Source organism: Winogradskyella psychrotolerans RS-3, assembly GCF_000427335.1.
Lineage (GTDB): Bacteria > Bacteroidota > Bacteroidia > Flavobacteriales > Flavobacteriaceae > Winogradskyella > Winogradskyella psychrotolerans.
The window spans coordinates 1-805 of sequence record NZ_ATMR01000146.1 but is presented as its reverse complement, the minus strand read 5'-3'; the positions used below and the strand labels follow the sequence as shown (position 1 = coordinate 805).

At 40.2% G+C, this 805-nt stretch carries 2 protein-coding genes; both read left to right on the top strand.

All coding sequences use genetic code 11. The annotated features are described in order from the left end of the window. The first annotated feature begins 60 nt into the window (after positions 1-60). Positions 61-150, top strand: coding sequence for a hypothetical protein (locus ADIWIN_RS21690; protein ID WP_262507773.1), 90 nt, complete (start codon positions 61-63; stop codon positions 148-150). Further along, positions 147-629, top strand: coding sequence for a ferritin-like domain-containing protein (locus ADIWIN_RS15090; protein WP_262507772.1), 483 nt, complete (start codon positions 147-149; stop codon positions 627-629). Before ADIWIN_RS21690 ends, ADIWIN_RS15090 begins: the two co-directional genes overlap by 4 nt. The last annotated feature ends 176 nt before the right edge of the window (positions 630-805 follow it).

Below are 805 nucleotides of genomic sequence, written 5' to 3'. Positions count from 1 at the left end.
CTGATTGGCGTATTGAATTATGCATTGACTTTGGAACACTTGGAATATAGGTACTATCAAATGGGCTTAGATGCAGGTGTGATCGAGGGAGCAGACATGGCGATTTTTGAGAAAATCAGAGACCATGAGTTGGCTCACGTTAACTTTTGACTGAAGTAGTAGGGAATGTATTGGGTGGAGATCCAGTGATGGAACCTGCGTTTGACTTTACCGCAGGTGGAAATTTCTCTCCATTTACTGATTATCCTACTTTTCTGGCCTTGTCTCAAGCATTTGAGGATACAGGTGTGAGGGCTTATAAAGGTCAAGCTGGCAATGTTATGGAAAATGATGTGGTTCTTACTGCTGCACTTTCTATACATTCTGTAGAAGCCAGACATGCCTCTATGGTGAGAAGACTTCGTACCAAGAAAGGACATGATAGTATTAAAGGCTGGATTACCGAAGGATCAAATGGTACTTTACCTGCTGCTACCCAGGCCATATATGATGGTGAAGAAAATGTAATGCACGGAGGTGTAGATGTTACTCAATTGACAGGTATTGATTCCGCAGCTGTAACTGAAGGCTGGGATGAGCCTTTAAACAAAGATCAGGTATTGGGAATTGCATCACTTTTCTTAGCGTAGTTTAGGTTATTAGTTGGGTTTGAGTGTTTGGATGTCATCTCTGTTGGGAGATGGCATCTTTTTTTGTTATTACCATGTTAATTTTTCGAACCCGAGTTAAATCAAATATGCCAATCCCAATACGAATGGCTATGGAGTGGCATAGAAAAGTGTTTATTGTTTTATATTAAAATATG

What these genes read in the sequence shown, in the direction of transcription:
- ADIWIN_RS21690 (WP_262507773.1), top strand. Translation starts at nt 61, where the DNA reads ATGGGCTTAGATGCAGGTGTGATCGAGGGAGCAGACATGGCGATTTTT.